The sequence below is a fragment of the Bradyrhizobium sp. 76 genome, from assembly GCF_023073025.1.
In the GTDB taxonomy this organism is placed as follows: domain Bacteria; phylum Pseudomonadota; class Alphaproteobacteria; order Rhizobiales; family Xanthobacteraceae; genus Bradyrhizobium.
Window position 1 is genome coordinate 67973 of record NZ_JADPIS010000019.1, and the last position, 23994, is coordinate 91966.

15 protein-coding genes are annotated in these 23994 nt (G+C 64.9%); 8 read left to right on the top strand and 7 right to left on the bottom strand.

The genetic code is table 11. From position 1 onward, the window contains the following. The first annotated feature begins 94 nt into the window (after positions 1–94). From IVB48_RS06815 to IVB48_RS06825, 3 genes are all read left to right on the top strand, one after another. On the top strand, positions 95–1084 hold the full coding sequence (locus tag IVB48_RS06815) for a tripartite tricarboxylate transporter substrate binding protein (protein WP_063993757.1): 990 nt from the start codon (positions 95–97) through the stop codon (positions 1082–1084). A 40-nt stretch (positions 1085–1124) separates the two neighbouring features. After that, entirely contained in the window at positions 1125–1661 is a 537-nt protein-coding gene (locus tag IVB48_RS06820; RefSeq protein ID WP_247398780.1) for a VOC family protein, read from the top strand. Positions 1662–1773: 112 nt separating this feature from the next. Beyond that, a complete protein-coding gene (locus IVB48_RS06825; RefSeq protein ID WP_247398782.1) occupies positions 1774–2586 on the top strand; it encodes a class I SAM-dependent methyltransferase in 813 nt (270 codons plus the stop codon). A gap of 25 nt (positions 2587–2611) precedes the next feature. Here the strand turns inward: IVB48_RS06825 and IVB48_RS06830 are convergent, their stop codons facing one another. From IVB48_RS06830 to IVB48_RS06840, 3 genes are all read right to left on the bottom strand, one after another. After that, positions 2612–4168, bottom strand: coding sequence for a L,D-transpeptidase (locus IVB48_RS06830; protein ID WP_247398783.1), 1557 nt, complete (start codon positions 4166–4168; stop codon positions 2612–2614). A gap of 357 nt (positions 4169–4525) precedes the next feature. Continuing rightward, the gene (locus tag IVB48_RS06835; protein WP_247357265.1) at positions 4526–5551 is read right to left on the bottom strand and encodes a fatty acid desaturase; all 1026 of its coding nucleotides are present in this window, start codon (positions 5549–5551) and stop codon (positions 4526–4528) included. A 167-nt stretch (positions 5552–5718) separates the two neighbouring features. Continuing rightward, positions 5719–7155, bottom strand: a complete 1437-nt coding sequence (locus IVB48_RS06840; RefSeq protein WP_247398785.1) for an oligosaccharide flippase family protein — start codon at positions 7153–7155, stop codon at positions 5719–5721. A 307-nt stretch (positions 7156–7462) separates the two neighbouring features. Here IVB48_RS06840 and IVB48_RS06845 point away from each other — a divergent pair, with 307 nt between their 5' ends. Further along, positions 7463–8530, top strand: coding sequence for an endo-1,4-beta-xylanase (locus tag IVB48_RS06845; protein WP_247398787.1), 1068 nt, complete (start codon positions 7463–7465; stop codon positions 8528–8530). A gap of 61 nt (positions 8531–8591) precedes the next feature. Here IVB48_RS06845 and IVB48_RS06850 read toward each other — a convergent pair whose 3' ends face one another. From IVB48_RS06850 to IVB48_RS06860, 3 genes are all read right to left on the bottom strand, one after another. Beyond that, positions 8592–9545, bottom strand: a complete 954-nt coding sequence (locus IVB48_RS06850; protein WP_027568169.1) for a DUF6492 family protein — start codon at positions 9543–9545, stop codon at positions 8592–8594. A 95-nt stretch (positions 9546–9640) separates the two neighbouring features. Further along, positions 9641–10435 (bottom strand): rRNA adenine N-6-methyltransferase family protein, encoded by a 795-nt coding sequence (locus IVB48_RS06855; protein ID WP_247398790.1) that lies wholly within the window; start codon positions 10433–10435, stop codon positions 9641–9643. Next, on the bottom strand, positions 10432–13902 hold the full coding sequence (locus IVB48_RS06860; RefSeq protein WP_247398793.1) for an AAA family ATPase: 3471 nt from the start codon (positions 13900–13902) through the stop codon (positions 10432–10434). The genes IVB48_RS06855 and IVB48_RS06860 overlap by 4 nt, the downstream gene beginning before the upstream one ends. Before the next feature lie 142 nt (positions 13903–14044). Here IVB48_RS06860 and IVB48_RS06865 point away from each other — a divergent pair, with 142 nt between their 5' ends. The 4 genes from IVB48_RS06865 (at position 14045) to IVB48_RS06880 (ending at position 22765) form a co-directional block, all read left to right on the top strand. After that, positions 14045–20497: a non-ribosomal peptide synthetase gene (locus IVB48_RS06865; protein WP_247398796.1), complete on the top strand. Its 6453-nt coding sequence runs from the start codon at positions 14045–14047 to the stop codon at positions 20495–20497. Positions 20498–20638: 141 nt separating this feature from the next. Then, positions 20639–20812 carry a hypothetical protein gene (locus IVB48_RS06870; RefSeq protein ID WP_007600599.1) on the top strand — a complete coding sequence of 58 codons (174 nt, stop codon included), beginning with the start codon at positions 20639–20641 and terminating at the stop codon, positions 20810–20812. A 244-nt stretch (positions 20813–21056) separates the two neighbouring features. Further along, a complete protein-coding gene (locus IVB48_RS06875; protein ID WP_027568173.1) occupies positions 21057–21788 on the top strand; it encodes a 4'-phosphopantetheinyl transferase superfamily protein in 732 nt (243 codons plus the stop codon). Then, positions 21785–22765 (top strand): LLM class flavin-dependent oxidoreductase, encoded by a 981-nt coding sequence (locus IVB48_RS06880; protein ID WP_247398799.1) that lies wholly within the window; start codon positions 21785–21787, stop codon positions 22763–22765. The genes IVB48_RS06875 and IVB48_RS06880 overlap by 4 nt, the downstream gene beginning before the upstream one ends. 138 nt (positions 22766–22903) lie before the next feature. Here the strand turns inward: IVB48_RS06880 and IVB48_RS06885 are convergent, their stop codons facing one another. Beyond that, entirely contained in the window at positions 22904–23929 is a 1026-nt protein-coding gene (locus tag IVB48_RS06885) for a histone deacetylase family protein (RefSeq protein ID WP_247357224.1), read from the bottom strand. Between the last annotated feature and the right edge of the window lie 65 nt (positions 23930–23994).

Genomic DNA, 23994 nt, shown 5'->3' on the forward strand with positions numbered 1-23994 from the left:
TAACGAACGATCGTTCGCTAGTCAATCGTACGAACGATCGTTCGTTTCAACTCCGCTGTCAAAGAAGCGGAGAGCAATCTGGGGAGACTGGGTCATGGCGCGCTTCGTCCATTTTCGTCTGCTGCGCGCCGCGACATTGTCATTGGTCGTAACGTCCTCGGCAATGCTGCCTGCGCGCGCCGAGGACCCGGCCGCCTATCCCACCCACAAGATCAGGATGCTGCTGCCTTATGCGGCCGGTGGCGGCGGCGACGTGATCGGGCGGCTGCTCGGCGACAGGATGGGCAAGACGCTCGGACAGAGCGTCTATATCGAGAACCACACCGGGGCTGCCGGCACGCTCGGCACCCAGATGGTCGCGGCGTCGGCGAACGACGGCTACACCATCACCGTCGGCGGCATGACCACCCATGTGCTGGCGCCGGCGATCTATCCAAAACTGCCCTACGATTCGATCAAGGACTTCACCACGATCGGGCGCATCGGCACGTCCTCGATCATGCTGGTGGCGACCAAGGATTTTGCCGCCAACGACATCAAGGGCCTGATCGCGCTGGCCAAGAAGGGCGAGCCGATCCAGTACGGAAGCTGGGGCGTGGGCTCGACCGGACAATTCTGCGCGGAAATCCTGATGCAGCAGACCGGAATCAAGATGGACCACGTGCCGTTCAACGGCATCGCCAAACTGGCCGGCGATCTGCTCGGCGGCCACATCTCGCTGGCGACACTCGACATGGCGACCGCGACGCCGCTGGTGAAAGACGGTTCGATCAAGGCGCTGGCCGCCTGCGGCGAGCGTTCGCCGAGCCTGCCGGATGTCGCCAGCTACAAGGAACAAGGCGTGCCGTTCGACCGCAGCCTGTCCTGGGCGATGTATGCGCCTGCGGGACTTGCCGAGCCGATCGCAAGAAAACTGTCGGCGGCACTGAAGGACGCGCTCGCCGATGCCGAGGTGAAGCAGAAGCTGCTGGGGCTCGGCATCACGCCGCAATTCGTGCCGGGCGACGAGCAGCGTGACATCAACGCGCGCGACATCGCGGCCTGGAAGCAGGTCGCCAAGGACGCGGGCATTGAAGTGAAGTGAATCGAGATCAGGTGAACGAGGTGACAACGGGGGCGCCGATATGAGCCGCATCTTCGGCGCGGTGCGCCAGAACGGATATGTGGTGCGGGACATCCACGCCGCGATGAAGCACTGGATCGAGGTGATGGGCGTCGGTCCGTGGTACTACATGGACCGCGTCAAGACCGACTGGTTTCGCCATCGCGGCGAAAACTCTGCCGTCGAGATGAGCATCGCGCTGGCCAATTCCGGCGATCTCCAGATCGAGCTGATCCAGCAGCGCAACGACGCGCCCTCGCTGTACAGGGAGTTCCTCGAGTCCGGCCACGAAGGCCTTCAGCACATGTCCTACTGGAACCACGACTACCAGGCGCTCTACGACAGGGCGCTCGGGCTCGGCTACAGGATCGGCCACGAGGGCCAGATCGGCGGCGACAAGGGGCGCTTTGCCTATTTCGACACCCAGGCCCATCCGGGCACCGTGATCGAGATCTCCGACATCAGCGGCACCAAGGGGCCGTTCTTCGAGAAGGTCCGGCAGGCTGCTTTGAGCTGGGACGGCACGCGGCCGATCCGCGAGGTCGGTGGGAGCCGATGACGCCAGCCCGCAAGGCGATGCAGGAACCGGCCGGGTTCACCGCGCTGCTGGCGCGGTAGACGGCAATCCATGGTAACGTGAGCTTCGTGTCCGAACCTTCAGCGAGGCAAGCATGTCCAACACTGACAAGGTTTTCGCCGGCTCGATCCCAAAGCTCTACGACGAATATCTGGTGCCGATGATCTTCGCCGTCTACGCCGACGACATCGCAAGACGTGTCGCGGCCCGGTCCCCCTCCGTGCTGCTCGAGATCGCGGCGGGCACCGGCGCCGTGACGCGCGCGGTCGCGGCGGCGCTGCCACGCGGCGTCCGTTATGTCGCAACCGACCTCAACGAGCCGATGCTCGCCGTCGCGGCGCAGCGTCAGGCAGACGACGATCGCATCTCGTGGCGCCAGGCCGATGGATCGGCCCTGCCCTTCGACGATGCCGCCTTCGACGTGGTCTGCTGCCAATTCGGCGCCATGTTCTTTCCGGACCGCGTCAAGGCCTACGGCGAAGTGAAGCGCGTCCTGAAGGATGGCGGCACGTTCGTGTTCAACGTCTGGGATCGCATCGAGGACAATGTGCTGACGCATGAAGCAACGGTCGCACTCGAAAAGCTGTTTCCCGACGACCCGCCCCGTTTCATGGCCCGGACGCCGCACGGCTATCACGACAAGGCGGTCATCAGAACCGACCTCGAACGCGCAGGCTTCCGTGACATATCGATCGAAACGCGAGCTGAAATAAGCCGCGCGCCGTCGCCCGAGCACGTCGCGATCGCACTCTGCCAGGGCACGCCGCTGCGCAGCGAGATCGAGGCACGCGATGCCAGCAAGCTTCAGGCTGCGACCAACATCGTCGCCGAGGCGATCCGGACGCGCCATGGGTCCGGACCGATCGAGGGCAAGATCCAGGCTATCGTGATCGAGGCGCGGCGATAGTGGCGGGCTTCGATCTGTCCGCCTCCTACCAGAAGCCCCGCTGCATCGGCTGTGCCGGCTGATAGTATTGATACTGGCCACGCCGGCGCGGATTGACGGGCTGCGGGTTCGGATCGCGCTGGAAGAAGAAGCCGAAACCGTTGCCGCCATTGTCCCAGCCGTCGTCGCTCGCCATGGCCATCGGAGGCGCGGTCGGCTTGCGCGTGATGAAACCGCCCTGGGGCTGGTTGCTCAGCACCGCGACGAACTCGGTGCGGTAGTTGGTCTCGCTGCTCAGCGGCTCGTCCGAGATGATGATCGAGGACCGCGGCAACGCGGTCGGCGCGATGCGATCGAGCACCTCCTGCGGGATGGTGATGCGGTCGAGTGCGTTCCTGGCGTTGTCGCCGTCTTCGATCGTGACCACGCTCCAGCGCAGGCCCGTGTCGTTCTTCGCCATCGCCGTGAAGATATGCGTGCCGAGCGGCTGATCCGGATTGCGGATCGTGACGGGAACCTCGATGCTGGTGTCGAACACCTCGCCGCCGCCGTCCGGTGCCGGCTTGTGCGTGTTCCGCCGCACATAGAGCTTCTGCGTCGCGCGGCTGATGTAGACCGAGACCGGTTCGAGCGCGAGCTTTGCGTCGGTCGCAGCCTTCACGGCGTCGGCCTTCCTGGCCGCTGCCGCCTTGGCGACCTCTTTCGTGGCAGGGACCGCATCGCGCTTCGGCTGTGCGGCGGCCTTGGCGGCATCGAGCTGCGCCGCCGCGTCGGCGGCCTTGGTGGCGGCCTTCTGCTTCAGCTCCTCGGCCTTGGCGCGGGCCTGATCGGTCTTGGCGGTCGCGAGCTGCTTGTCGGCGAAGGCGAGCTCGGCGTCAGCGCGGGTCTTCTGCTGTTCCAGCTTGCGCAGCGAGGCCGGCAGCGAGGCCGCCTCTTTCGCGGCCAAAGTCGCGGCCTTCTTGGCCTCGTCGGCCGCCCTTGTGGCCTCCTCGGCCTCGCCGGAGAGCTTGCCGATCTGGCCCGGCGCCGCCGCAATGGCGTCCCGCTTCGGCATGAACAATGCGGGATGAACGATGTCGATCGGAGCCGCGTCGTTCGGCGAGATGATCACGCGCATCCCGATGTTGGTCTTGTCGAACAGGCCCTCCGCGAAGCCGAACGGCATCCGCACGCAGCCATGCGAAGCGGCGTAGCCGGGCAGCGGCCCGCCATGCAGCGCGATGCCGTTCCAGGTGATGCGCTGCATGTTCGGCATCCAGGCGTCGTCATACATGGTCGAGTGATGGTCCTTGTCCTTCTCGACGATGGCGAAAACGCCGGCCGGCGTCTCGCGTCCCGTCGTGCCGGTGGACACCGGCGCGCGAAAAATCCAGCCCTCGGCGTCATAGAAGGTGACCTGCTGGCTTTTGATCGAGACGATCGCCATGATCGGCTCGCCGGCCTCGCGGGGCGCCACCGCCTCGACCGGCTGGCGCGCCTGCTTGGCAGCATTGGCCGGGGCCAGGGCCGCGAAGGCGAGCATCGCCGCCAAGGTCACAATTCCGGGAGGCCCCCAACGCCGCATCGCCACGGTAGATTGCGCCGTTGTCATCAGGTTTCTCATGCCATCCTCGGTCGAAATGCCAATCCGCCGGTCATTGATCAGATTGCGATCTTTGAATTAAGAAATCGCAGCCGCCTTACGTTCCGTCTGTGGCGACATTCGGCACGTTCCGGCGATAAATCTCATATACGACGGTTGACGCAGGCGGAAGGGCGGCGCGCGGCCGAAGCTCGCGCTCTATCGCTGCGACAGAATGACCGGGGGTCGGTGACACGGCTGCCAGCGCCTGACGTCGGACGGCGAGGCCACCTTGAACGGGCGCAGAACGCCCATCGCCTTCCGATCGCGCGGATTCACGCCATTCGGCGGCCGCGCGGGGGCGGTGTAAGCGAAACCGCTGGGGCCAAGGCCGCCTTTTCAAACAAGCTTGGCTCCCTTTCCAAACAAGGCCGCCTCTCCAAAGGAGACGAGCCGCTGCCGCTCCTCATCCCACAAGGTCAGCCGCACGGTCCGCAAACTCTGGAGCAGCGTAATCCGCCCGACACCAGCGAACTGCGGATTGTCGCGCAAGACGTCCTGCAAGCGATAGTAGGGAATTCGACTGGACAAATGATGGATGTGGTGGACGCCGATATTGGCCGTGAACCATCGCAAGACAGCCGGCAGTTGGTAGTGAGAGCTGCCGTGCAGCGCGGCGTCGTGAAAATTCCAGGTCTCGTCATGGGCCCAGTGCGTGTGCTCGAACTGATGCTGGACGTAGAACAGCCAGACGCCGATCGACGCCGCCAGAACAATGATCGGCAGATGCACGAGCAGGAACGGCCCATAGCCGACCAGCTGGATCATCGTGACGACGAGAACCGCGAGGGCCATGTTCGTGCCCATCGTGCTCAGCCAGGGTTTCCAGCCGCGACGCATCATCCCGACCGGCAATCGGTGCTTCAAGATGAACAAATACGAGGGGCCGACGCCAAACATCACCAGGGGATGTCGATACAAGCGATACAGCGTCCGACGCCATCGGGACCGCCCGAGAAATTCACGCGTGGTCAGCGTATCGATGTCGCCCAAGCCCCTTTGATCGAGATTGCCGGAGTTCGCATGATGGCCTGCATGGTTACGCCGCCAGTAGCCGTATGGCGTCAGTGTCATCACGCCGAGGGCACGGCCGACCCAATCGTTGGCAACGCGGCCGCGGAAGAACGAGCCGTGTCCGCAATCATGTTGGATCATGAAGAGGCGGACCAGCAAACCCGCCGCGGGCACCTCAAGCAGCAGGGCAAACCAATAGCCCTGGTCCAGAGCGGCCCAGATCAGAGCCCAGATGACAACGAACGGTATCGCCGTAATCGCCAGTTCGAGGACACCCCGCGCATTGTCGGGCTCGCGATAGCGGGCGAGCAACTGCGCCGATGCGCGGATTTCCGGTATTCCTTGGGTCATAGTCTGCTCTGCTCCCGACATGCGGCCCAAGAAGCACGGTTATGGCCAAGGATGCAACAAAATCGCCCACCACCTGGACCGCTTCCGGCCGAAACCGAGCCATCGCCAAGTCAAGCGGCGCTTTCAGGGCTTCAGACGGTGAGGACGAGCCTCGTCAGACGCCGCGGCTAAACGCCTAACGCCTTCCGATTGAAGGTTCGCAGGAAACGCAGCGACAGCGTCCGGACATTTGCGACGTTCAGCAACCACGCTGCGGCGACATAAGCGAGGCCGCCCGCAAGGCTCACAACCATGAGCGGGACGAGGCCGATGCCATTGACCTGGGATCGTGCAACGAGAATCGCGGCCGCCATCGCCGCGGCGGAGACGGCAACGCCGGCGAGGCGGTGGAGGTCGAACGGAACCGGATGCGCGCGATGCATCAGGGCGACGGCAACGAGGAAGCCGATCGCCTCGGTCGCAAGCGTTGCCAGCGCCGCGCCGTAGAGGCCATGGCCGGCCACCAGCACGAACATCAACGCCACGCTGACGACCAGCGTCAGGAACGACTGCGCCGCCAGCATGAACGGCCGCTCGGCAAGCTGGAAGCTGATCTGCACGTAGAATTGATTGGCGATGCCGAACAACCGGGCGAGCACCAGGGTCGGCAGCAGCGCCGATACGCCGGCGCGGAAGTCGACGCCGACGAGTGTGCCGGCGACCTGGTCGGCTGCGAGCGCGAGCCAGACGGCGACGGGCGCGACCACGACGAGCAGAAGTTCGAGGCTCTCGGTCAGCCGCTTCCGCGTCGTCTCGTTGTTTTTCTCCGACAATGACCGGAACACCAGCGGCACTGTTGCCGCAGCGACGCTGGAGGCGATCATGACCATGAACTGTCGCGGCAGATCGGCAGCGACGCCAAAGATGCCGGCGGCGTCCTTGCCGAGCAAATATGCCACGATGAGGCGGTCGCAGGCCGAGTAGACCGCGACGGACAATCCGGCCAGCGTCAGCGGCAGGCCGTAGCGCGCGAGCTGCACGAACTGGCTGCGCTGAAAACGCGCGATCCTGGTGCGGTCACCGACGAGGTTCAGGATAATCCCGGCAAGCGAACCCAGGCCGAATGCGGCGAGCAGTCCCAGTCCACCCCAGCCGAGCCAGATGCCGAGCAGGCCGAAACCGACGCTCGACACGCTGCGCACGATCGAGATCGCCGCGAATCTGTAAGGGCGCAATTTTGCGCGCTCGAACTCCTGGCCGACATCGACGGCATTCGCCATGATCGCGACGAACATGCTGGCAAGCAGCAGCCCGACGCTGAGATCACTGCGGAACAGGAAGACCAGCGGCGTGGTGGCGCAGAGGACGGCGACGGTAAGCGCGAAGGCGACCATTGCGGTGCCGCGGAAATCCACCTCGGCCGACATCGCCTGATAGCGCGACACCGACAGCTTGATCCAGGCGAAGAAGATCGCACCCAGAATGCCGGCCAGGCTGATGCCGACGACATAGACGCCGTACTCCGCCGGCGTGAGCAGCCGCGTGTAGGCCGTGACGGCGAAGAAGCCCACCGCCGCAGGCAGGATGTAGGCGACGAGATAAATCGAGAAATGGCGGTTCAGCATGCGAGCACGGGACCGGCAACATTGTTGCGAGTGTGACGGCCGTTCATCAATTGGACCATGGCGGGGCGAACGAATTGCGCCGCAGCATCCCTCAAGAGTGTCACATAAGTCTGGAGATCGGGCGGCGAATGCGGCTTTGAGGCCGCTTTCGCGGGTTAGCGTTAAATTTGCCCTTCCCTGACGGCGGCACGGCCACCGAAAGGAACCGTGATTTCGCAGATGGCAAAGTTAACCCAACGAGGGGAAACCCCGGCGTTGCAAGGCGTCGCTTGGTACGATGGCGCGTTGGCTCCGATTAAGGAATGCCGTGACCAGGCTCGACAGACGCGAATTTCTCCTCGGCAGCGCCGCCGCACTTGCGGCGGGCGCATCGGCGTCCGCAGCGCCGGCATCGAAACTCGCCCAGCGCCATCAGGGATTTGGTGCCGCGGCCACGCTCTGGGATCTGCAAGCCGATCCCAGGCTCGGCGAAGCCATCAGCACGTATTGCACGCAGGTGGTTCCGGTGCTCGAGCTGAAATGGCCGATGCTGCGTCCGGACGCGCACACCTTTGCCTTTGAACGCGCCGACGCGATACTGGATTTCGCCCGGCAGAACGACCTGACGATGCGCGGGCACGCGCTCGCCTGGTATCACGATATTCCGGACTGGACCAAGCAGATCAAGGATGCCAAGGGCGTCGAGCGCGCCTATGTCGACCACATCGGCACGGTCGTCTCCTATTACAAGGACAAGCTGACGTCGTGGGACGTCGTCAACGAGCCGATCCCCGACAATCCGCGCAGTCCGAAAGACCGGCGCGACTCGCTCTGGACGCAGCATCTGGGCAATCGCTGGATTCCGCTGGCGTTTCGCACGGCGGCTGCGGCCGACCCCTTCGTCAAGCTCGCGATCAACGAATATGACATCGAGTCGGCCAAGGACACGTTCATTGCGAAGCGCGCGGCCTACCGCCAACTCATCATGGAGCTGCTCGACCAGGGCGTGCCGCTGCACGCCGTGGGACTGCAATCGCATCTGCATGCCGAGCTCGAGATCGACACCCATGGGCTCGCCGAATTCGTCACCGAGCTGCGCGCCTGGGGCCTCGAGGTGTATGTCACCGAGCTCGATGTCGACGACCAGAAGCTGACGGGGACACCGGCGGAGCGCGATGCCATCGTCGCCAAGCGCGTCGACGATCTCCTGACCGCGATCTCGACCAGCGGACCGGTGCGCTCGATCCTGACCTGGGGTCTCTCGGACCGCTATAGCTGGATCAACGGCACCTTTGCCCGCGCCGACAAGCAGCCGAACCGTCCTCTGCCGCTCGACGGCGAGTTCAAGCCGAAGCCGTTCATGAACGTGATCAACAAGTTCACGAGGGACGCTTAAACGGCTTTATTTTGAGCATGATCTTTTCGGAAAACCGCTGCACACTTTTCCGGATCATGCCCTAGCGCGTCTTCGTCGGTGCTTCGAACTCAACCGCATCGCCCATGTGATCGGGCGAAAGGCTCGGACTACGACGGTCGCGCGAGCTGAGTCGGAACACGTCGCGGATGTCGTCGATCGAGGTCGACGAATAGGACTGGATGCACAGCGCCACCTGGTCGGGCGAAGCGGCGCGCATCATCGCTTCGATGGCCGGGCGGTCGAGGCGCGTGTCATCCCAATGCGAGACCGCGATGCTATCCTCGGTGACCCGATGAGTGGCCAGATGCGCGGGCGCGTTCGCGACGAAATGGCCGTACATGAGATATTCCGAGAACTTCTTTTTCCGGCACAGCGCCAGAACCCAGTTCAATCCCGTCGCCGACTTGATCGCGTCGGTCATCGCGCGCGCGGTGTCCTTGTCCCACACCAGTGCGTTGCCGACATAGTCGTCCGCGGGGAAGGACCTTTCCTTGATGCCAAGGAGCTGATCGACGGTGCGGAGCCACAGGACATGCAAGGGGTGGGCGGCGTCGATGCCGTTGCGCGTGACGAACAGCGGCGTCTTCTCGCCGCCGGCATACTGGCCGACGTCGAATTCGCGGAAGAACAGATTGTCCGAATCCAGGATGCAGACGCGCTGCTCGGGCGCGTTGAGGACGCCGGCGATCTTGAGGATCTGCTGGATGTGCCAGCCATGAACGGGTGACGACAGCAGCGACAGCCAGACGCGCCGTTTGCTGATGAACTGCAGAGCCGGCGGCAGCGCCCACAGCCATTTCGGCAAATAGCGCGAGGCCGGAACGATGACACGCTTGTCGGAAGCGAACCGCGCGAACAGCGGCAGATCCTCATCGTTAACGAGAACATAATGCCGCGTGTAGCCCGTCAACCAGGTGTCGATGCTCTCGCTGAGCAGCGAAAAACGCTCGATATCCTTGGCATAGCTGGCGGTCAGCAGGGCAACGGAATGCATGGTGCGCGCTCGTATGGCGATCAGGCCGTACTCATAGCGGCGCCGAGGCGCGTTGAATACTTACATTCGCAATCAAGGTAAAATGAAACGAATCATTAGCCATCCGACGGCAGCCCCTGCTCGATGCCGCGAAAGCGCAGCGGCGCCAGCGCGGAGGCGCGCTGCCACCAGTCGGCGACGCGGTCGTCGAGCGCGGTCACGCCTCGACCCTGACCGGGGAAAATCCGGATCTGCTGCACCGCCTCGGCTTCGAACCCCTTGCCCTTGCGGGTGATCTTGAGCGCGGCGCCTTCGCGGTCCCGCTGGGTCAGCGGCACCAGAAGCCGGCCGCGCGGACGAAGCGACCGAAGCCAGAGCGGATGCGGCTGCGAGAAGCCGGCATGAACGATGATCACGTCGGCGGGTTCGCCGATGTCCTCGCATCCGTCGCCATGGACGACCGCGACGTTGCGATAGGCGCCAAGATAGGTCGCGGCGCGCGCCGCAAGCCGCTCGTCGCATTCGATTGCCTGCACCCTGCCCTTGGGGCCCACGATCTTCGACAGCACGGCCGAGAAATAGCCGAGCCCGCACCCGATCTGGACCACACGGTCTTTCTCCCCGACGTCGAGCACATCGATGAAGTGCGCCCACAGGCTCGGCAGTCCGGTGTCGAGCTTGCGGCGCGCATCGATCGCGACCAGCACATTGTCCTGGAGATGAACGGGATCGGCATCCGGCGTCAGCCGATAGAAGCGCGCCGCCTCGCTCTTGATGCGCCAGGGTCCCTTCGCCAGAAACTTTTCGCGCGGAACGGTGGCAAGGGCTTCGAGCAGGCGCATTGAGGAGATCTGCTCGCGCTTTGCGATCAGCTCCACGTAACGCGCACGCGCGGCGGCAAGATCGCTCATCTCACGGGATCGACCTGTGCACGAACAGGCGCCTCCGCGCCGAGCTCGTCGATCAGTTGCATCGCCTGTTTCAGGTCCGGCGTGGAAAAGCCCTCGCTGAATTTGCCGACGATCGGTACGAGCAGGAGACGAGCGTGCTCGCGCTTGCCGGCTTGGTGCGACAGGCGCGCGAGGCTGACGGCGGTGCGAAGCTCCCACGACAGCGCGCCCTGCTTGCGCGCGATCTCCAGCGACAGGTTGAACAGGTCCTCGGCCTCCTGCACCGAGGCCGGATCCCCGTCCGAGAGCGTGATCTCGCCTTGCAGGCGGTAGACTTCGGCGAGGTAGGAGTGATCGCCGGTCCGTCTTGCGGTCGCGAGCGCACCGTCCAGCGCGCGCAAGGCGGCATCGCGCATCCCGACCTTGGCGTAGGCCTCCGCGAGCAGGCAGCGGAACCAGCAGCCGGCGAGCCAGGAATCCATCGCTTCGTATTCGTCGAGACCGAACCGCATCTGACTGAGGCCTTCGTCGGCCTCGCCGAGCTGCGCCAGCGCCCAGCCGCGCAGGATCGCGGCCTGCTGCTTCCAGTGCAGGAAATTGTGCTCGGTGGCGATGATCATGGCGCGGTTGGCGTGGTCGCGCGTGCCCTCGACATCGCGCAAATGCTGACAGAGATAGGCGCCGAACACGAGCGCGAAGGCGAGCGTGAAGGGGTGGCGGATCTTCTCGGCGTTCGCGATCGCCTGCTCGCTGTGCTGCCGCGCCGCGTCGGGCCGGCCGAGGAACCACAAGAGGTAGCCGAGATAGGACAGCGAGACGACGCCGGGATCGGTGCCGTGCCGCTCCATCAGATCGGAGTGCAGATCGGGGCTGTAGAGGTTGATGCAGCGATGCAGATGGTGCTGGGACACAGCAAAGCGCCCGCGATAGAGCATGGTCATCGCGATCGAGCGATGCGCCTCGATCAGATAGCCGGTCTGCTGCGCCGGCAGCGTCCCCTCGTTCAGCCGCTCGCGCTTGGCGAACTTCAACAGCTCGACGCTGAGGTCGTGCGCGCGGGAGAGATCGGCGCGGATGAAATGACAGACCCAGAGCCCGCGCGTGGCGGCGAAGGCCTTTTCGTCATCGTCGAGCTGCTGGCCGAGCTCGAGGGCGCGGACGTAGTTCTCCTCGACCTCCTGCACGGCATAGCCCTTGGCGGCGATCAGCGCGTTGCCGAGCGCGATGCGCAGCTCCAGCTCCATCTCGTCGGCGCCCTGCATGCGCGCATTGGCCTGCACGACGCTGAGGCCGCGGCGCAGATGGCCGATCGCCTCCAGATTGGCGCCGCTCTTGGCCGCCTGCTTGCCGGCCTTGAGCCAGAAGCTGGCAGCGCCCTCGCTCTGGCCGGATTCGGTCAAATGATGGGCAAGCAGCTCCGGTTCGCGCTCGGTCTTCTCGGGATACATCTCGGCGAGCACCTGTGCGATCCGGGAATGCAGCTTGCGCCGCTCGCTATGGAGCAAGCTCGCATGCGCAGCGTTCTGGATCATCACGTGCTTGAAGGAGTAAAGCGCGTCGGGCGGATGGCCGCGGCGCATGATCAGCCCGGCCTCCTCCAGGTGATTGAGCGCGGCCTCGATCTGTTCGGCGGGCGTGTTGGCGACCGCGTGCAGAGTCTCGTAGGAGAATTCGCGGCCGATGGTGGCGCCGATCTGCGCGATCCGCTTGAACGGCCCCATCCGGTCCAGCCGCGCCATCAGCGAGTCCGTCAGTGTCGCCGGGATCGCGAGCTGCCGCCACGGGCCCGACAGCACGTAGCGCCCGTGCCGTTCGGTCAGGAGGTTGGATTCGAGCACCGTCTTGGTCAGCTCCTCCAGGAACAGCGGCACGCCGTCGGTCTTGACGATGATTTCCTCGATGACTTCCTTGGGAAGCTCGCGTCCCGCCACGCGCTCGACCAGCGTCGCGCGCAACTGCCGGCTCAACCGGCTCAGGACCAGGGTCGTGATATGCGAATGGGCGTTCCAACTCGGCTGGAATTCGGTCCGCGCGGTGATGATGACCAGGATTGCCCGGTTCTGTGCCCGGTCGACCAGGAGATCGATCACCTCACGGGATGTCGGGTCGATCCAGTGCAGATCCTCGAATGCGATCACCAGCGGCTGCTCGCGCGCAAGGCCGAGAAAATGATTGACCAGCGCCGCGACGGTCGCATCCTTTTGCTGCTGCGGCGACAGCTCGAGCGGCGGATAGCGGTCACCGGTCGGAATGGACAACAGCGCGGCAAGCAGCGGAGCAACCTGCTCGATGTCGCCATGAGCGGCAGCGATCGCGGTCTCCAGGCTCGCCAGCGACTGCACGGACGCATCCTCGCGATCGAGACCGAGAGAGAATTTGAGCTGCTCGGCGAACGGATAGAACGCCGTGGAGGTGTAATAGGGCGAGCACTGGAACGAGACCTGTCCATGGCGATCGCCTGCGATGCGCTCGAAGATTTCCTGGATGATGCGCGACTTGCCGATGCCGGGCTCGCCGAACTTGACCACGACCTGGCCCTCGCCGTCCTTGGCCTGCTGCCAGCGCCCCATCAGCAGCGCAATCTCCTCCTCGCGGTTGACGAGCGGGGTCAGCCGCGTGCCCATCGCGGCGGCGAAGCGGGTCTCCACCCGCGAGGCGCGCATCACGTGCCAGGCCTGGGCTTTCTCCGAGATGCCCTTGAGCGCGTGGACGCCGAGATCGCGGTAGTCGAACTTCCCCTTCAGCAGCGACTGGGTCGACGTGGAAATCACCACACCGTTGGGCGGCGCCAGGCCTTGCAGGCGCGCGGCGAGATTGACGGTTTCTCCGACCGCGGAGTCGCGCTCTTCGGTGCCCTGTCCGACGAGGTCGCCAACCACGACAAGACCGGTCGCGATGCCGATGCGGACGGCGGGTGAGTGGCTGAGCGCACCACGCGGCTCGATCGCGCGGGCGGTCGACAGCACCCGGACGATTTCCAGCCCCGCTCGCACGGCGCGCTCGGCGTCGTCCTCATGTGCGGTCGGATAGCCGAAATAGACCAAAATACCGTCCCCGACGAAGCGGGCGGCAAAACCTTCGTAATGCTTCACCACGCGGACACAGGTTTCGCGGAAGCTCGCGATCATGTCGCGCACGTCTTCCGGATCGAACTGCACCGAGAGCGAGGTGGAATCCACCATGTCGCAGAACATGGTGGTGAGCTGACGCCGCTCCGCGCCGACCTCCGTCCGGATTTGCGGGCGCGCCGTCCCGTCGGGCTTCTCCGCGGTTTCGGCCCGGAACAACGCGGTCATGGCCCGCTGGAGCCGCTTCCGATCGCCGAGTGGCAATCCGAGCTCGACCAGATCGGATTCGGTCAGGTCTCCCATGACATCGAGATCGAGACGGTGCTGCGCGAAGAGATCGGTATAATGGCTAAGACCGATACCATCGAGCCAGCGCTTCAGCCCGCCTTCCGTTCCCGTGCCCGGCTCATTCTCCAGCATGGTGATTCCGCCCGACCAATCACTCCGTCGAAGGGCTCAGGGCCCCGCAACCACAGATTTTGGGGCCAAAACTTCACCTCAGACTGGACGCGTTCCCTAACTTCTTGGAAGAATAGCCCAATCGGATCAAAAGGGAACGGAATTGTCGGACGTCACACGCCCAACGCCGCAGGAATTGGCCAGCGCGACGGCCGAAACGAAGATATTCGCGGATATCGGCGGCCTTCTCGATTTCCATGCCCGCAAGAGGCCGGCAGCCCCCGCCCTCCTCGCCCCTGGCCGGCCGGTCCTCAACTACGGCGGGATTGGCGCGCGGACGCAGGATCTCGTCCGCACGCTGCGCGGGCTTGGCGTTACTCCTGCCGACCGTATTGCGGTCGCGCTGCCGCGCGGTGCCGACAGCGCACTGGCCCTGATCGCTGTCGCCTCAAGCTGCGCTTGCGTGCCCGTCAATCCCGATCTGACGGCGGACGAGCTGCAACGCTATTTCAGCGAATTGAAGCTGAGCGCGCTCGTCACCCGGGCCGACACGAACTCGGCGGCCCGCGATGTCGCCAAGGCGCTCAATATTGCCGTGATCGATTTCGTGTCAGGGTCGCAAGACGATCTCGGCGGCTGCACGTTCGTCGGGCCGGCGCTTGGACCGGCGAGCAGCAGCGGCGCCTCGCGCGGCGACGACGACGCGTTCATCCTGCTGACCTCGGGCACGGCGGCGCGACCGAAGATGGTGCCGCTGACGCATCGCAATGTGTGCCTCTCCGCCTACAATGCCGGCCGCGTGCTGTCGCTCGCGTCCCACGATCGTCTGCTCAACGTCCTGCCGCTGTTTCACGCCCATGGTTTGATTTCCGGCCTGCTGACGGCGCTGGCTGCGGGCTCCAGCGTGATCTGTACGGAAAATTTCGACGCAGCCTCCTTCTTCGGCTGGATGCGGCAGCTGCAACCGACCTGGTACACGGCAGTGCCGACCATCCATCGCGCGCTGCTGACGGCGGCGGAAGCCAACCCGGATCTTGCCCGATCGTCTTCGCTGCGCGTGATCCGCTCCGCCTCGGCCTCGCTTGCGCCTGCGATCCTCGACGGGCTGGAGGCGACGTTCGGCGTTCCCGTGCTCGAAACCTACGGCATGACGGAGGCGGCTTCGCAGATCGCGGCCAATCCGTTCGAGCTGCGCAAGGTCGGATCGGTCGGCCGCGCCGCGGGCCCCGAGATCGCCATCATGGACGAGACAGGCCGCGCGCTCGCCAGCGGTGAGCACGGCGAGATCATGCTGCGCGGACCCAACATGAGCCGCAGCTACTATAATGACGAGGCGGCGACGCAGGCTGCCTTCCGCAACGGCTGGTTCCGGACCGGCGATCTCGGCTATCTCGATGCCGACGGCTATCTCTTCATCGTCGGCCGTATCAAGGACGTCATCAACCGCGGCGGACAGAAGATCTCGCCGCTGGAGGTGGAAGAGGTTCTGCTCAGCCATCCGGCGGTGCTGGAGGCCGGCGTGTTTGCCGTCCCGCACCCGAAGCTCGGCGAGAACGTCGCCGCAATCGTGGTGCTGCGGCCGAATTCCGAGCCGACCTCGGACCAGTTGCGCCAGTTCGCCCGGAAACGGCTCGCGGCCTACAAGGTGCCGAGCCTGATCCGCAGCGTGGCGACGCTGCCGAAAGGCGCCAGCGGCAAGGTCAAGCGCAATGCGCTGGCCGAGCTGATCGCAACGATGGGCGGCGGCGAGGAGAAGGCGCGTCTGCCGCGCAACGCGCTGGAGACCGAGCTCGCCGGGATCTGGGCCGATTTGCTGGAGCTGCCGCGGGTCGGAAGCGATCAGGACGTCTTCGCGCTCGGCGCCGACTCGCTCGCGGTGACGCAGATGCGCTCGCGCCTGCGCGAACGCTTCAACGTCGATTTCTCGTTCGAGGACGTTTTTGATTGCGCCACGGCCGCGGCGCTTGCGGCCCGGATCGAGACCGCCGCAATTCATCGAGAAACGATGCTGCCGGCCTGGCGCCAAGCCATGAAAGCAGACGCGCCGCTGTCGTTCCAGCAGCAGCGGATGTACGTGCTCTCGCGACTGGACCCCACGCGCTACAATTATAACGTCGTCGAAGTCGCGCTCCTCAAGGGTGGGCTCGACGTCGCCACACTTTCTACTGGCCTCGCCGCGATGTCGGCGCGCCATGAGGCGTTGCGGTCGGTCATCGTCGAACGTGAGGGCGAGCCGGTGCAGCTTGTGCTGCAATCGCCGCCGCAGTTCGAGCGGATCAAGCTCAAGGCCTGCCCTGCGGACAAGCGGGCCGCTGTTGTCAGGCGCGAAGCGCTCCGGCTCGCGCAACATCCGTTCGACCTCGCGCACGAGGCGCCGCTGAAGGTCACGTTGCTCTCGTTCGACAAGAGCAGCCATGCGCTGGTGGTCAACGTCCATCATCTCGTCACCGACGGCTGGTCGCAGCGGCTGTTCTGGGAAGAACTCGCCGCCCATTATTCGGCAGCGCGCAAGAAGGACGTGGCGGCACTGCCTTCGCCAGCCTTCCAGTATCGCGACTTTGCGCTCTGGCAGCAGAGCTGGGCGCAGACGCCGGCCGCCAAGGAGCAGCTCGATTACTGGCGGACGCAGCTCGACGGCGTCACCACACTGCCGCTGCGGACCGACCGACCAAGGCCGGAGGTCTGGAGCGGCCACGGTGCCCGTCACTATCTCGAATTCTCCAAAACCCTGTCGGCCGACCTGCTTGCGCTGAGCCAGAACCAGGGCGTCACGCCCTTCATGACCTTGCTCGCAGTGTTCCAGTGCCTGCTGTTCCGTCACACCGGACACGAAGATGTCGCGACCGGATCGCTGATCGCCAACCGCAACCAGATCGAGAGCGAGCGCCTGATCGGATTGTTCGCCAACACCCTGATCCTGCGCAATGATTTTGGCGGCGATCCGAGCTTCGGCGACATGTTGCGCCGGGTACGGCAGGTCACGCTCGATGCCTATCGCAACCAGGACCTCCCGATCGAAGAGGTCCTGCGCGCACTTCAGATCGCGCGAAGGAGCGACGGCAATCCGCTGTTCCGGATCATGTTCATCCTCCAGAATGCCTCGATCGAGGCGGCATCTTTCTCCGGTCTGTCGACGCGGCGGATCGAGATCGATCCAAAAGTGGCGCGATTCGACATCACGCTCGAGCTGGTCGAAGCTGATGGCCGTTTCACCGGCTTCTTCGAATACGCCACCGATCTGTTCGACGCGGCGACGATCGAGGGCATGGCCGCTCAGTTCAAAACCCTGCTCAAATCCGTCATCGCCGATCCCGAGCAGCGCATCTCTCACTTGGCACTCCTGACCGAGACCGAACGCCGGCAGCTGCTGGCGCAGGGCCGGGGCGTGCCGGCCAATTTCGCCACGCGCGATCCGAGCGAACGTTTCGACCGCCAGGTCGATAAGACGCCGAACGCGATCGCCGTGTCGGACGGCCGCACATCCTTGAGCTACCGCGAGCTGGCGCGCCGCAGCCAAGCGGCCGTGCGCTGGCTGACCTGTGAAGGCGTCGGTGCCGAGGCCGTGGTCGCCTTGCTTGCGGAGCGCGGACCCGACCTGCTCGCGGCAATGATCGCCGTGCAACGCGTAGGCGCCGCCTTCCTCAATCTCGATCCCGACCAGCCGCCGGCACGGCTCGCAACCATTCTCGGATCGAGCGGCGCCCGCATGCTGCTGACCGGACGGGCGCAGTCGTCCATGGCGGAGGCGCTGCTCGAACCGCTGGTCGAGCGGATTCCAATGGCCGGGCTCGAAGATGCGATCGCGCCAGCGTCGACCAAGCCGGCCCGCGCGGCGCGGCGCGCGGCTTCGAGCCTTGCCTATCTCATCTACACTTCCGGGTCCTCCGGCGCGCCGAAGGGCGTCATGATCGAGCAGCGCGGGCTTTCGAACCATCTGGCCTCGCTCATTTCCGAGCTGAACCTCTCGTCCCGGGACGTGATCGCGCAGACCGCGCCGCAGAGTTTTGTCATCTCGGTATGGCAGTTCCTCGCGGGGCCCATGGTCGGCGCGCGCGTCCATGTCTGCGGTACCGCGATCGTGGAAGACCCGATTTTGCTCGCGCGCGAGATCGAGCGCGAGGACATCACGGTGCTGGAGATCGTCCCGTCGCTGCTGCGCGTGATCCTCGATCGCATGGACGAGGCACAGGTCCGACGCGCCTTTGCGAGGCTGCGCCTTTTGATCTCGACAGGCGAGCCGCTGCCCTCCGATCTCTGCAACGCCTGGTTCGCGCGCTGCCCGAAAGTGCCGCTGATCAACGCCTACGGTGCGTCGGAATGTTCCGACGACGCCTCGCTGCATCGCCTGACCAAGGCGCCGGCGACCACGACGAGCAACGTCCCGGTCGGCGCGCCGCTGCCGAACACGCAGCTCTACGTGCTCGACACAAGCCTGCAGCCGCAGCCGGTCGGCGTGACCGGCGAGCTCTGCATCGGCGGCGCCGGTGTCGGCCGCGGCTATGTCAACGATCCCGCGCAGAACCGGCAGCGCTTCCTGCCCGATCCGTTCTCGCGCAAAGCAAGCAGCCGGCTGTACCGGACCGGCGACCTCGCCCGCCGCCGCGCCGACGGCACGATCGAATGCCTCGGTCGCGCCGACCATCAGGTCAAGGTCCGCGGCTACCGTATCGAACTCAAGGAGATCGAGAACGCGCTTGCCGACCATCCGGATGTGCGCGCCGGCATCGTCGAACCGCGTCGCGAAGCGAGCGGCGATGTCAGGCTGATTGCCCATATCGTCGCGAGATCCGGCAGCCGGAGCAGCGCCAGCGAGCTGCGCGACTTCCTGAAGAGCCGGCTGCCGGGCCATGCCATCCCGTCCGCGTTCCTGTTCCTGGATCAGGTGCCGCTCAATGCCCATGGCAAAATCGACCGCAGCGCGCTGCTGGCGCCGGCGCAGCAGGAAAGCTCCGGACCGGATGCGACTGTGCCGGCGCGGCGCTTCACCGAAAAGGTGCTGTCCGACATCTGGATCGACCTGCTGAAGGTCGAGAGCCTCGGCGTGACCGACAATTTCTTCGACCTCGGCGGTCATTCGCTGCTGGCGGGCCAAGTCATGGCGCGCGTCGCCCGGGCGCTTGGCGTATCGCTGCCGATCAAGACCATCTTCGAGGCACCGACGATCGACGAGCTTGCCCGGCGGGTCGACGAGGCCGTGGCGGCAAAGCCGCGCAAGCCGGCCGCAAGTTTAGCAAGGCTGGTTGGAGCGAGCCTGGCCGCAGGCAGCCCTCCCACGCTCTCGATCGCGCAGGACCAGATGCTGCGGATCGAGCAGAATCTTTCGGGTTTGCCGCTGTTCAACCTGCCTTTCGCCTTCCGTTTTCAGGGGCCGCTCGATCTGGCCGCCCTGGCGCAGGCGATCGACGACATCGTGCGCCGGCACGAATCGCTGCGGACCCATTTCGGCTGGAGCGGCGGGGAGCCCGTCAGCCACGCCGCCGCGCCCGGCGCCCTCGGCCGTGTCCTGACCGTCGAGACGATCGGCGACGGTCAGCCCCACAACAACAAGCGGCGCAAGGCGCTGGAGCTGCGCAAGATCAATCTCCTGATCGAACAGGAGACCTATGTCCCGATCGACATCACGCGCGCGCCGCTGCTGCGCGCCCGGCTGTTGCGGCTCCACGATGACGATCACGTGTTGCTGCTGACTTTGCACCACGCCGTCGTCGACGGCTGGTCGATCGGCGTGCTGTTCGAGGAATTGTCCAACCGCTATGCGACACTGGCTGGCTATCCGTCGGTGCCGCTGCCGAAACAGCCGCCGGCCTTTTCGGACGTGGCGCGCTGGCAGCGCTGGTGGTGCGGCACTGATGCCGCCCGCCGTCAGGCGGCTGAATGGACGGAGAATTTGCGCGGGGCGGCTCCCCTCTTGGAGGGCGAATCAAGCCCAGGCCCGTCCAGAGGGCACCATCCGGTCAGTCTCGAGCGTGAGCTGATCGGCCGGCTCGCGGCCTTCGCCGGCCAGCACAATTGTACGCTGTTCATGTGTCTGCTAACCGGCCTGAAAGCCCTGCTGCTGGCGCGGACCGGCCGCCACGACATCTCGATCGCCACCGCCATGGCCAATCGCGCCCAGCCGGACACCGACCGGATCGTCGGCCCGTTCGAGAACACGGTGATCGTTCGCACCAAAATCACGCCGGAGCTGTCGTTCGCGCAGGCCGTGGCCCTGGTCCGCCAGAGCGTGCTTGACGCGCATGCGCGCCAGGAGCTGCCGTTCAACATCCTGGCCGACCATCTGGAGCAGGAGGGGGTCAATCCAGCCTCGCTGCTCCAGGTCTATTTCACCCTGCAAAATCCGCTGCGCCAACCGCTCGATCTGCCTGATCTCACGACAGGATCGATCGGCAACATCGCCCGCGAAGGCCAGCCGGTGCTGCCGATCGACCAGACCTGGCTGTCGCTGATGCTCAAGGAGCGGCCGACGGGAATCACCGGTTCATGCAATTACAAGAGCGAGCTGCTCGACGGCGCCACGGTCGGCCAGTGGATGGAGGATCTCGTCGCGCTGCTCGGGGCTGCTCTCGTCCACCCCAATGCGCCGCTCGGCCGGCTGCTCAATCGCAGGGCGGCATGACCGGCCGCAGAGCACGGGCGAATACGGGGTCACTCGTCAAAGCTGTGAATGACCAAGTTGCATCTTGATTATTTGGCGCCATCGCGCAAGATTATTCTCGCGTTTTGATTTGGACGATTATTTTCAACCGGGGAGTTCGTTATGGGTTTCATCAAATTTACCAAAGGCACCTCCCTGAGCGACAAGGACCGCAAGGCCCTGCAGAAGTTGCTCGGCGCCGAGAAGAAGAAGCTGCAGTCCGCGCTGAAGGACGTCGACGCCAGCATTTCGATGCTGGGCGGCTCCAAGAAGTCCAAGAAGAAGAAGAAGACGTAAGACTCGTCGGCCGGGACGCCGCACGAGCCTTCAGGCTTCAGTTTTCGGGCTTCAGTTTTCGGATTTGGCCGCTCGCGTGTCGAGTTGGGGTCTCGCACAAGCTTGCGCCCGTAAACCGGCCAGCAATCGACAAGGATTCGCCCGAGTGGACCGCTAGAAGCGGTCCGCTCAGTTGATTCTTGCTCAGTTGATTCTTCCGTCATGGCAGGGGATTTGGCCCCGGCCTGACGCCATGGGCCAATTGATGGCAGACGACAGAATTGAACTGTTTGTCGGACTGATCGAGACTTTTGACGCGCCGGATGGGGTTGATGCGTGCCGGCGCTTGCTCTCGGTCGACGAACGGGTACGAGCCGACCGCTTCATGTTCGAGCGGCACCAGCGGCAATATATTTTCGCGCACGCGATGTTGCGCCTCGCGCTCTCGCACGTCGCACCTGATGTCGCCCCCACCGACTGGTCATTTGCGGCCGGGCGTTACGGGCGGCCGTTTGTCGCATCGCCCAAGACCTCGAGCACGCTGCATTTCAGCCTGTCGCACGCCGACGGCTGCGTCGCCTGCGTCGTATCGGGGCATGAGACCGTCGGCGTCGACGTCGAGACCGTGTCGCGTCGGGTGGCGCCGCTGTCGACGGCGCTTCGGTTCTTCGCGCCGGAAGAGGTCGAAACGCTGCGCGGGCTGCCGGAGCCCGCCGCGACCGAGCGCTTCTTCGACTACTGGACGCTGAAAGAGGCCTATCTGAAGGCCAGGGGTTTCGGCCTCAATCTGCCGCTCGACGCCTTCGCGATGCAGGTATCGCGCGAGGCCATCGAGATCAGCTTCAAGCCCGATATCGCCGACGATCCGGAAGGCTGGCGATTCCAGCTGATCTCGCCGTCGCCCTCGCATCGTCTCGCGATCGCCGACGGCTCCCGCGCCACCGGCGGCCTTCCCATCACCCGCAATGCATGGCCGCTGCAGGAGGCGGCTGAATGACACTGCCGCGGCTGCGCGTCTTTCCCGCGATTTCGCGCAACCGCGATCCCAAGAAATATGTCGGCGAGCTGATGCGAGTGGCGCAGTTCGCCGACCGCAACGGCTTCGAGGGCATCCTGCTGTTCGAAGGCAACGACGTGTTCGTCGAGCCTTGGGCGATGGCCCAGCACATCATCGGCGAGACGATGAGGTCCTCGCCGCTGATCGCGGTCAATCCGGTCTACATGCACCCGTTCACGGCGGCAAAATTCGTCTCGTCCTTTGCGCAACTCCACCGCCGCAAGGTCTATCTCAACATGATCACGGGGACGGCGGTCAGCGATCTGCAGGGGCTCGGCGACGAGCAGTCGCATGCCGATCGTTATGTCCGGCTCGGCGAATTCGTTGCGCTGATGCGCCAGCTGCTGGCAAGCCCGCGGCCGGCGACTTTCGAGGGCCGGTTCTACCGCGCGAGCAACCTGCAACTGCGGCCGCGCCTGCCGCCGGAGCTGATGCCGGAATTTCTGGTCGCAGGCCAGTCCGAGCCGGCACAGCGCGTCGCAAAGGAGACCGGCTGCATCAAGATGCAGATGCTGCCGCCCGATCTCGATCTCGGCCTCGATGTATCAGGCGTGAATTTCGGAATTTTCGCCCGCGAGGGACGCGAGGAGGCACGGCAGGCGGCAAAGGCGCGTTTCCGCGATAATGCCGACGATCGCGAGCTGCTCGTGCTCACGGTGGAGAACAGCGATTCCGTGTGGAAACGGCGCCTCTACGAGGGCCAGAGCGGCGAACTCGCGGACAATGGCTATTGGCTGCTGCCGTTCCTGACCTTCCAGGCCGACTGCCCCTACCTCGTCGGCAGCTACGCGGAGATCGGCGCGAAGCTGAAGGAGTTTGCCGCGAAGGGGCTGACCACGATCATGCTCGACATGGTCGCGGACGAGACCGAGATGCAGCACGTCTGCAAGGCGCTCGCGGCAAGCGGGATGTTTTGAGTTGTTGATGAAGTCGACCTAACCATCCACATCGTCATTGCGAGCGTAGCGAAGCAATCCAGAGTCCCTCCGCGGAAAGATTCTGGATTGCTTCGTTACGCTCGCAATGACGGAGAATGATGGGCTACTCAGCGAGCATCACCGCGCCTCTTCGAATCCGGCCAGCACCGAGGTCAAATTCGCGCCGAGAATATCCGAGAGATAGCCGCCCTCCTGCACGAACACCGTCGGCAAGCCCATCTTCGCGATGGCCTGTCCGATGCGGCGGAAGCCGGGCGTAGTGACGGCGAGGCCTTTCAGCGGATCGTGCTCGGAGGCGTCGAGGCCGAGCGCGATGACGAGGGCGCCGGGCGCAAAGGACTCGATCGCCTTGCGTGCGACGTCCATCGCCTGGATGTAGCCGTCATCGCCGGTGCCGATCGCCAGGGGAATGTTGAGGTTGGCGCCGAGGCCGGGACCTTCGCCGCGCTCATGCGCGTAGCCCCACACGTAAGGATAATACGCGACGGGATCGGCATGGATCGAGACCGTGTAGACGTCCGGCCGCGCGTAGAAGATGCCTTGCGTGCCGTTGCCGTGGTGGACGTCGACGTCGAGGATCACGACACGCTCGTGCCTCTGCCGCAGATGTGCTGCCGCGATCGCGCTGTTGTTGAGGAAGCAGAAGCCGCCGGCCATGTCGCGATAGGCGTGATGGCCGGGCGGCCGGCAGAGCGCATAAGTCGCATCCTCGCCGTCCATCACCATCTGTGCCGCGGTGACGGCAACGTCGGTCGCAGCGCAGGCCGCGGCCCAGGTGCCGGGGCCGATCGGCGCCGCGGTGTCGGCGGTGTGCCAGCCGAGCTTGCCGGTGATATGGGTGGGATAGGTCGCGGCATGGCGCACCGGATGGATATTGCCGATCATCTCCGGGCCGGAATCGCCGAGCGCGGTCCAGGCCTCCCAGGCCTCGCTCAGGAACGACAGATATTCGGGGCTATGGATGCGCGCACGCGGCCCCTGCCCGAATGTGTTGGGCTCGACCAGTTGATGCTTGCCGTCCTTCAATCCCTTGAGCAGGCGGTCGGCACGCTCGGGCTGCTCGGTGGTACGCTTGACCACGCCGCGAACCAGGAAGAATTGCGGATCGTGGCTGCGGTGCAGTTCGGTATGGACGGCTTTCACTCGAACACTCCGTGGTCGCTTTGACGGTGCCACAGATGTCTAAATCCCCGCGGCGGAGAGATGCA

Excerpts from the sequence above, each read along its gene's own strand:
- IVB48_RS06815 (WP_063993757.1), top strand. The coding sequence starts at position 95 with ATGGCGCGCTTCGTCCATTTTCGTCTGCTGCGCGCCGCGACATTGTCA.
- IVB48_RS06820 (WP_247398780.1), top strand. The coding sequence starts at position 1,125 with ATGAGCCGCATCTTCGGCGCGGTGCGCCAGAACGGATATGTGGTGCGG.
- IVB48_RS06825 (WP_247398782.1), top strand. The coding sequence starts at position 1,774 with ATGTCCAACACTGACAAGGTTTTCGCCGGCTCGATCCCAAAGCTCTAC.
- IVB48_RS06830 (WP_247398783.1), bottom strand. The coding sequence starts at position 4,168 with ATGAGAAACCTGATGACAACGGCGCAATCTACCGTGGCGATGCGGCGT.
- IVB48_RS06835 (WP_247357265.1), bottom strand. The coding sequence starts at position 5,551 with ATGACCCAAGGAATACCGGAAATCCGCGCATCGGCGCAGTTGCTCGCC.
- IVB48_RS06840 (WP_247398785.1), bottom strand. The coding sequence starts at position 7,155 with ATGCTGAACCGCCATTTCTCGATTTATCTCGTCGCCTACATCCTGCCT.
- IVB48_RS06850 (WP_027568169.1), bottom strand. The coding sequence starts at position 9,545 with ATGCATTCCGTTGCCCTGCTGACCGCCAGCTATGCCAAGGATATCGAG.
- IVB48_RS06855 (WP_247398790.1), bottom strand. The coding sequence starts at position 10,435 with ATGAGCGATCTTGCCGCCGCGCGTGCGCGTTACGTGGAGCTGATCGCA.
- IVB48_RS06860 (WP_247398793.1), bottom strand. The coding sequence starts at position 13,902 with ATGCTGGAGAATGAGCCGGGCACGGGAACGGAAGGCGGGCTGAAGCGC.
- IVB48_RS06870 (WP_007600599.1), top strand. The coding sequence starts at position 20,639 with ATGGGTTTCATCAAATTTACCAAAGGCACCTCCCTGAGCGACAAGGAC.
- IVB48_RS06875 (WP_027568173.1), top strand. The coding sequence starts at position 21,057 with ATGGCAGACGACAGAATTGAACTGTTTGTCGGACTGATCGAGACTTTT.
- IVB48_RS06880 (WP_247398799.1), top strand. The coding sequence starts at position 21,785 with ATGACACTGCCGCGGCTGCGCGTCTTTCCCGCGATTTCGCGCAACCGC.